The sequence below is a fragment of the Candidatus Binatia bacterium genome, assembly GCA_036382395.1.
Taxonomy (GTDB): Bacteria; Desulfobacterota; Binatia; order HRBIN30; family HRBIN30; genus JAGDMS01.
This window is the reverse complement of the sequence record DASVHW010000244.1, coordinates 1-7,359: the sequence shown is the minus strand read 5'-3', so window position 1 is coordinate 7,359 and position 7,359 is coordinate 1. Positions and strand designations below refer to the sequence as shown.

The following is a 7,359-nucleotide window of genomic DNA, read 5'->3' as shown; positions in this document are numbered from 1 at the left end:
AAGCGCACGCCCGATGGATTGAAGAATCCGGAGGCGACCAGATGCGCGCGGCCGTCAGGCGTGATGCGATAGACGGTGCCATCGTCGGCCACCGGCTGCGTCATCTTCACCGGTATGCCGAAGTCGCCGGCATCGGCCACGAACAATTGCCCGCCATACGAGCCAAACCCTTCCGGGGCGAAGTCCATGCCGGTGGGGACGGCGAGACCGCTGGCAACTGGCTCATCTTCAATGCCGCCATCCGGCCGCACGCGTACGATTGCGCCACGCTGGGCGCCCGCGTCGCCCGAGGCTCCATGCTTGCTCACCGACACCAACATGGTGGCGTGATCGGTGGCGAACTGCAGCCCCAACGGTACGCCAACACGCGTGGGGTCGAAGGTCGCGAAAGGCGTGCATGCACCGTCCGCCGTCACTTGATAGACCGTGGCGTTCAGCATGGTCACCGCGAAAAACTTCCCAGCGAAGGGGCTGTGTTCGGGCCCAAAGCCGGCGGCGGCCCCGAACCCACTCACCCCTTGGTTCACCGTCCCGTTGTTTGGCAGCGTGCAGAAAACGCTGGCAGTGGGCGGCCGGTGCAGCTGTACCCGCTGAATGACGTGATTCGCGCTCGCCGCCGCGAGCCCGGCGCGCGCCTGCGCCAGCGTGAAGATGTCTCCCCCGTAAGTTCCAAAGCCATCCGGCGCGACGTCGAAGCCAACCACCGGCAAGAGCGTGCCGAGATCGGCGACCGGCACGATGCCACCGCTTCGATCGATGGCGACAATCCGACCGCCCTTGTCGCCCTCTTCCCCGCCATCATCGTTGACCCACACGACGGCACCGCGCGGCCGCATCCAGGCGGGATCGTAGAGCTCTCCCGGCGGCACGATGACCCGCGCCGTGAACCCTGGCTCGACATGAATCGCCGGAGGCCGTAGCAACCGTCGCTCGAGCTTGTGCAGTTCAGTTTCGGCACGTGCCGGGACAGCCAGGTGCCCGACGAGGATCAACAGCAGGATGCTGAAGGCGCCGAGGTCGCGCAGCGTGGGCTTGGGACTGCTCTTCCGCATTCAGTATCTCCATCCTCCGAACTGCCAGTTCCTCACTGAGGATAGTCAGACGCGGCTCAGGGTCAAGAAGCGGCAGACGGGCTCAGGGGCAAGCCCGCCACCTGCGGTTGTGTTGCACCTGCCGACGATGGCGGGATAAAGGTAGCTCGCGGTGGAACGCCACCGGTATCATTAGAGACGGGATGCCGAATCGCACAATAGGAGAAGGACATGATTCTTGATCGTTTTCGACTCGACAAAAAGGTTGCCATCGTCACCGGGGCCAGTGCCGGCATCGGCAGAGCGAGCGCCCTGGCATTCGCGGAGATGGGCGCATCCGTGGTGTGCGCTGCACGCACCCCGGACCGGCTCGAGAAGGTCGCTGAGCAGATCCGCGCGCTGGGCGGCCAGGCGTTAGCGGTCCCGTGCGACGTCAACGTTTCCTCGCAGATCGAAGAGGTCGTCGCACAAACCGTCAAGAAGTTCGGACGTATCGATATCATCGTCAACAACGCCGGCGGCACGGCGCCGACCGCGGCGCTGGATCTCAGCCAGAAAGACTTCGAAGCGGCATTCCACTTCAACGTGGGCTCGGCGTTTTTGCTCACGCGCCTGAGCGTCCCTCACATGCTCAAGGCCGGCGGCGGTTCCATCGTGAACATATCGAGCGCGCTGGCGCATTTTGTCGATGTGGGGTTCGTCGCCTACGGCACGGCCAAGGCCGCACTTTCGCACATGACCCGGATGCTGGCGTTCGAGTTCGCCCCGCGGGTGCGCGTCAACGCCCTCGCCGTCGGGGCCACAGCGACCGATGCCCTGATGCCCTTCCTGTCGGCGTCGGAGGAGTTGAAGAGGCAGATGGAAGCGCTGACTCCGATGGGGCGCCTCGGCACGCCCGAGGACATCGCCATGGCGGTGCTCTATCTCGCGTCACCCGCCTCCAGCTGGGTGACGGGGAAGATCTTCGAGGTTGACGGCGGGACCATCGCCTCCAATTGGCCCATCAAGATCCCCACTGGGATCTGATCGCGCCCAATCGCTACGCGACAAGAGGCCGTACGGCTCGGCATCCGGCGAGAGGATTGCCGGCCTACGGCCAGCCTTGCTGGCGGATCTGACGGCCGCTACGAGCGGTCCGACCTAGCAGCGAATCCCCAGCGCCTCCATGGCCACCTGTTTGGTGCGCTTGAAATCCGCTTTCCCCGCTGGGGAGCGATACACCTCGTCGACGAGGACGACGTGTTTGGGCGCCTTGTAGCCGGCGAGATGCTCCTTGACGAAGTGCTTGAGCGCTTCGGGATCGAGGGGACCATTAGAGGCCGATACGACCGCGGTCACGGCCTCACCCCACTTCTCGTCGGGAACGCCGACTACCACCGCGTCGTGCACGCCCGGATAACGCTTGACGACTTCCTCCACCTCCTCTGGATACACCTTCTCGCCGCCGGTGTTGATGCAGACGGAGCCGCGGCCGAGCACGGTCAGCGTCGCGCCGTCGCCGTCGACCACCGCCCAGTCACCCGGAATAACGTAGCGGCCACCGTCCACCTCAACGAACGTCCGGGCCGTCTTCTCCGGGTCCTTGTAGTAGCCGACGGGTTGGTGACCGCCGACGCCGACCAGGCCCTTCACTCCTGGCTTGATCTCGACCGGCTTGAGGCTCTCATCGAACAGCCTGGTACTGTCCGTCAGCTGAAACTTCGCCGTCGAGCTCACATCGTTCTTGGTGGTGAACGACAAGGCCATACCCAAGGCTTCGGAAGAGCTGAAGGCATCGACCAGCATCATGTCGGGGTTGTGCTCGAGCAGGCCCCGCTTCACCTCCTGGCTCCACATCACCCCCGACGAAGCGATCATGGCCACCGACGACAGATCGTACTGGCGTTGCGCCGACTCCAGCACGCGCAACATCGGTTTCGCAAACGGATCCCCCACGATGGTGATGGACGTCGGCTTGGTCCGGTCCACGACCTCCAGAAATTGCGCCGCGTCGAATGTGATCGGATTGTCCGCCATGATGACCGTGCCGCCGCTGAGCCAAGCGATCATTGCGGTAAACCAGCCGGTCCCATGCATGAGCGGCGGACCGATGAGCGTACGCAAGCGCAGAGGAGGCGCCTGCACGTATTCCGCGAACGCGGCCATGTCCGCAGGCGGCACACCGAGCCCACCGGCAGCGAAGCGGTAGTACAGGTCGTCCTGCCGCCACATGACGCCCTTCGGCATCCCGGTGGTGCCGCCGGTGTAGAGGAACATCATATCGTCGCCGCTACGCCGCACCGCGGGCACCGGCCGATCGGTTTCGGCAACCGCTTCGTAGTCATATGCCCGCGGCGGCAACGCCGCGGCGCTGCCGTCCGCGACGACGAGCACGCCTTTGATCTTCGGCAGCGCCTCCCGCACCTTGGTGAAGAGCGGGACGAAGTCCTGGTGCACGACGATGATCTCGGCATCGGCGTTATCGAGCAGGTAGCGGAGTTCCTCCTCGCGATACCGGTAGTTGACGTTCACCGGCACCAGCGCCGCTTTGAACGCGCCATACACCGTCTCCATGAAAGCGGGATGGTTGTAGGTGTATATCGCGACCTTCCCTTGGTGCGATGCGCCTTGCTCCAGCATCCAGGCGGCGAGATTCCGCGCCCGCCGTTCGAGCTGGCGCCACGAAATCCGCCGCTCGCCCTGCAGCAGGGCTTCTTCATCACCACGGACGGCGGCGACGCAATCCAAACAATCAGCGAGATTCCAATCGGGCATACTACGTACTCCTAGCGAGGCAACGCCTCAGACCGATAAGCCAGTGCCTGGCGCATATGGCTGATAGCATATGGCATATGGTCAGGAACCATAAGCCATACGCCAGGGCTTGAGGCGAACGAAACTTGACCCAAACTCAACGAGTCTCATGCCTCAAGCCCACGGGCCGTACGCGAGGTACATGGTCAACTGCGGTTCACTCGGCCAGGTAATGCAGCGCCAGCCAGATGGTCTTCTCGGTCGAATCGGTCCACTCCACCCGATGCCGCCGGTGCGCCGGGATGACAACGTGGTCTCCCGGATGGAGCACCAGCGGCGCGCTCTCACTCTCGAACAGCAGTCCGGCACTTCCCGTGAGGAGGATCACCCATTCGTCACGGGCTTGATCGTACCACTGGCCCGGTGGTGTCGCCTGACCGGCTGACACGATACGTTCGAGCCGGAACGACCCGGCCTGAACGAGGGGTTCGATCACCTCCTCCGAGAGCACGGCGGGAATACCGGCAAAGAGATTCGCGGGCTGCGTCAACGCGCGTCGCCCTTTCGCCGCCTACGCCAGGACCTTCTGCAGCGTGGGACGCTGCTCGAGGCGCTGAAGATAGGCGACCACGTTTGGGTAGGTGTCGGACAACAGCCCGAACCACTTCGTCAACAGCAGGGAATATCCCATCATGATGTCGGCCGCCGAGAATTCGGCTCCGAGCAGGTACTGCTTACCCGCCAGTGCCTGCTCGAGCACGTCGAGCACCGCGGCCAATCTCTTCCTCGCGTCCGCCACAACTGCCGGGAGGCGTTCGGACTCGGGCTTGAAAAGCGAGTGCTGCGCAATATCCGCCAGCGGCGGCATGGCCGTGGCTTCGGCGAAATGGACCCACTGCAAGAAGGGGCCGCGCGCCGGCGCGCCAGGAGCCGGCGCCAGTCGGCCCTTGCCGTATTTCTCGAGGATGTATTCGAGGATCGCTCCGGACTCGAACATGGTCAGATCGCCATCCTGAATCGACGGGATCTTCCCTAGCGGATTGACTTTCAGGTACTCGGGATCCTTCAGGCTGGCTGGGGTGAAGTCGAGGCGTACGAGTTCATACGGAACTCCGAGTTCCTCGAGCAGCCAGTAAATCCGTATCGAACGCGTCTGGGGGCAATGATAGAGCTTCATGCGTCCTCCTTTGATCGACTGCCATGCATCGGCGCAAGAGTTCAACGGGTCTATTGGATATCACACAGTTATTTGGCTGAGGCAATGCGGCTCCGGCGCCGTCGAAGGTGCCTGCCCATCAGCTCGGGCCAAAGCCTGGGGTGATGGCCATGTGAGCCAATCAGGGGTATGAAAGCGAGCGAGATCACGAGGTGTGGCATGAAATTCGGATTGTTTGGCATCAACATCGGGCCCTGTGCCGACCCCCATGCGGCGCTGCGGATCGCGCAGGCGGCCGAAGAGCACGGGCTCGAATCCGTCTGGACCGGTGAACACGTCGTCCTGCCTGATCCGCAGGCACCGCCCTCCCCCGTTCCGCCGGAGACTCCGTTCCTGGATCCCGCCGTCGCCCTCGCCATCATCGCCACCGCAACGAAGACGATCCGACTCGGCACCGGCATCATCATTTTACCGCAGCGCAACCCGCTGGTTTTGGCCAAGGAGTTGGCCAGCGTCGATGTAGCATCGCGTGGCCGGCTGATCTTCGGGATTGGCATCGGCTATCTCAAGCCGGAATTCGACGCGCTCGGAATCCCGTTCACATCGAAAGGTGCCCGCACTATTGAGTATCTGCAGGCAATCCTGGCCATGTGGACACAGGAACGGCCCAGTTATCATGGCCGCTTCGTCGACTTCGCCGGCATCCAGGCGTTCCCCCGGCCGGTGCAGCACCCGCACCCGCCGGTCGTGATCGGCGGCGCCTCACCTGACGCCTTCCGGCGTGCCGTGGCTCATGGCAACGGCTGGTACGGTTTTGCCCTCGGTCTCGATGCCACCGCGCGGTGCGTCGAAGGGTTACGGGCCGCGCAGCGTGAATTCGGACGTCCTACTGAACTTGGAGACTTGGAGATAAGCGTCACGCCAGCCGCGAAGATCGAACCTGACACCGTCAAACGCTTCGCCGATCTTGGCGTGCATCGGCTCATCTTTCTCCGGCCGGCTCAGACCGAAGCCGAGGTGCTCGAAGCCGTCCGCCAAATCGCCGCGTTGCGGTGACCCTCTATGGAGATTCGCAACCGGTTCTGACGCCGGTCAGTTGTCCCTCAGGCAGTGCGCTTCATCGTCGATTCGGAGGCCCTCGGACCCGTCAATGGGGAGCTGCCCCAGGGCACCGGCGCCGCGGGCGTCGCTGCGGACGTCGATTTCGCATCACAATTCGGTTAGTCTTCGGAGCCAATGGCTGCAAAAAAGCACATTTATAGAGTCGTGTTCTTCAACCAGGGTAAGGTCTACGAGGTCTACGCCAAGAACATCAGTCAGGGCGGTATGTTCGGCTTCGTGGAAATCGAGGGTCTCATCTTCGGCGAGAAGACGACCGTCGTCGTCGATCCGTCGGAGGAAGCCCTGCAACGGGAGTTCTTGGGGGTGGAGCGTACGTACATCCCGCTCCACGCCGTCGTCCGCATTGACGAGGTTGAGAAGCGCGGTCCCAGCAAGATCCATTCGGTGCCGGATGGGAGCGGGAAGGTGACGCCGTTGCCGACAATGATCTACACGCCGGTGAAGCGGGATTCGTAAGGCAATCTCACCGTTGAAAGGTCCAGGCGTACGGGTTCGCGCCATGACCGTGAATTGTGGTTTAGACTATGGGAAATGAGACACAAGCAGACACTAGAAAACTTCTGAACGGCTGGCTCACCGGGTTCGACGTCGCCATGGGTTTCCGCTACGTGCAGGCATCGCGGGATGAGGTGGTGATCGAGTACGACGTCGACGAGAAGCATCTGCAGCCCTACGGCATCGTCCACGGTGGCGTGCACTGCGCGGCAGTCGAGGCGGCATGCTCCACGGGCGCCGGAATCGACGCGATGGCGCGCGGGCGATCCGTTGTCGGGGTCGAGAACCACACCAGCTTCATCCGTGCGGCGCGGGCCGGGCGCGTGCGGGTCACGGCAACGCCACTGACCCGCGGCCGCCGCTCGCAGGTCTGGGAAGCCACAGCGCGAAATGAGGCCGGCCAAATCCTCTCGACCGGCCGCGTCCGTCTGCTGTGCCTCGAGGCGGACAGCGAACTTGCCGGTGAGAGAGTGGAGCCGCGGCAGCAGAACTGACCCCGCTTCTCCCCAAAATGAGAAGGGCGCACAGTCGTGCGCCCTTCCAAGACAGGTTCCGCCTTCGCCGCCAGGGGCGTGTCGCAGCAGTTCGCCTCAGGCGTCGAAGTACAGCGCGAATTCGTGCGGGTGCGGACGCAGGCGCATGGCGCTGACCTCGTTCGCCATCTTGTACTCGATCCAGGTGTCGATGACGTCTTCGGTGAACACGTCGCCCTGCAGCAGGAACTCGTGGTCCTTCTTCAGGTTGCCGAGCGCTTCATCCAGGCTGGCCGGCATGCTCGGCACGTCCTTCAACTCCTCCGGCGTCAAGGCATAGATGTCCTTG

At 63.4% G+C, this 7,359-nt stretch carries 9 protein-coding genes; 4 read left to right on the top strand and 5 right to left on the bottom strand.

Going from position 1 to position 7,359, the window contains the following annotated elements:
• A partial coding sequence (locus VF515_11480; protein ID HEX7408254.1) for a hypothetical protein occupies nucleotides 1-1,052 on the bottom strand: 1,052 nt, incomplete at its 3' end.
• Between the two features lie 210 nt (nucleotides 1,053-1,262).
• Here VF515_11480 and VF515_11475 point away from each other — a divergent pair.
• The gene (locus tag VF515_11475) at nucleotides 1,263-2,057 is read left to right on the top strand and encodes a glucose 1-dehydrogenase (GenBank protein ID HEX7408253.1); all 795 of its coding nucleotides are present in this window, start codon (nucleotides 1,263-1,265) and stop codon (nucleotides 2,055-2,057) included.
• Between the two features lie 114 nt (nucleotides 2,058-2,171).
• On the opposite strand, the gene VF515_11470 is transcribed toward VF515_11475, so the two are convergent.
• From VF515_11470 to VF515_11460, 3 genes are all read right to left on the bottom strand, one after another.
• The gene (locus VF515_11470) at nucleotides 2,172-3,785 is read right to left on the bottom strand and encodes an AMP-binding protein (protein HEX7408252.1); all 1,614 of its coding nucleotides are present in this window, start codon (nucleotides 3,783-3,785) and stop codon (nucleotides 2,172-2,174) included.
• Nucleotides 3,786-3,981: 196 nt separating this feature from the next.
• Nucleotides 3,982-4,314, bottom strand: a complete 333-nt coding sequence (locus VF515_11465) for a phosphoribosylaminoimidazole carboxylase (protein ID HEX7408251.1) — start codon at nucleotides 4,312-4,314, stop codon at nucleotides 3,982-3,984.
• Nucleotides 4,315-4,335: 21 nt separating this feature from the next.
• Entirely contained in the window at nucleotides 4,336-4,941 is a 606-nt protein-coding gene (locus tag VF515_11460; GenBank protein HEX7408250.1) for a glutathione S-transferase family protein, read from the bottom strand.
• 198 nt (nucleotides 4,942-5,139) lie between these two features.
• Between VF515_11460 and VF515_11455 the strand changes: the two genes are divergently transcribed.
• The 3 genes from VF515_11455 to VF515_11445 all read left to right on the top strand — a co-directional run bounded on the left by VF515_11455 (nucleotide 5,140) and on the right by VF515_11445 (nucleotide 7,031).
• Nucleotides 5,140-5,976: an LLM class F420-dependent oxidoreductase gene (locus VF515_11455; GenBank protein HEX7408249.1), complete on the top strand. Its 837-nt coding sequence runs from the start codon at nucleotides 5,140-5,142 to the stop codon at nucleotides 5,974-5,976.
• A gap of 180 nt (nucleotides 5,977-6,156) precedes the next feature.
• Complete coding sequence (locus tag VF515_11450) at nucleotides 6,157-6,498, top strand: DUF1820 family protein (GenBank protein HEX7408248.1); 342 nt, start codon at nucleotides 6,157-6,159, stop codon at nucleotides 6,496-6,498.
• A gap of 68 nt (nucleotides 6,499-6,566) precedes the next feature.
• Nucleotides 6,567-7,031 carry a PaaI family thioesterase gene (locus VF515_11445; protein HEX7408247.1) on the top strand — a complete coding sequence of 155 codons (465 nt, stop codon included), beginning with the start codon at nucleotides 6,567-6,569 and terminating at the stop codon, nucleotides 7,029-7,031.
• 96 nt (nucleotides 7,032-7,127) lie between these two features.
• Here VF515_11445 and glnA read toward each other — a convergent pair.
• A partial coding sequence (gene glnA / locus VF515_11440) for a glutamine synthetase (GenBank protein HEX7408246.1) occupies nucleotides 7,128-7,359 on the bottom strand: 232 nt, incomplete at its 5' end.

Coding starts and splice junctions, on each gene's coding strand:
- VF515_11475 (HEX7408253.1), top strand. CDS start 1,263: ATGATTCTTGATCGTTTTCGACTCGACAAAAAGGTTGCCATCGTCACC.
- VF515_11470 (HEX7408252.1), bottom strand. CDS start 3,785: ATGCCCGATTGGAATCTCGCTGATTGTTTGGATTGCGTCGCCGCCGTC.
- VF515_11460 (HEX7408250.1), bottom strand. CDS start 4,941: ATGAAGCTCTATCATTGCCCCCAGACGCGTTCGATACGGATTTACTGG.
- VF515_11455 (HEX7408249.1), top strand. CDS start 5,140: ATGAAATTCGGATTGTTTGGCATCAACATCGGGCCCTGTGCCGACCCC.
- VF515_11450 (HEX7408248.1), top strand. CDS start 6,157: ATGGCTGCAAAAAAGCACATTTATAGAGTCGTGTTCTTCAACCAGGGT.
- VF515_11445 (HEX7408247.1), top strand. CDS start 6,567: ATGGGAAATGAGACACAAGCAGACACTAGAAAACTTCTGAACGGCTGG.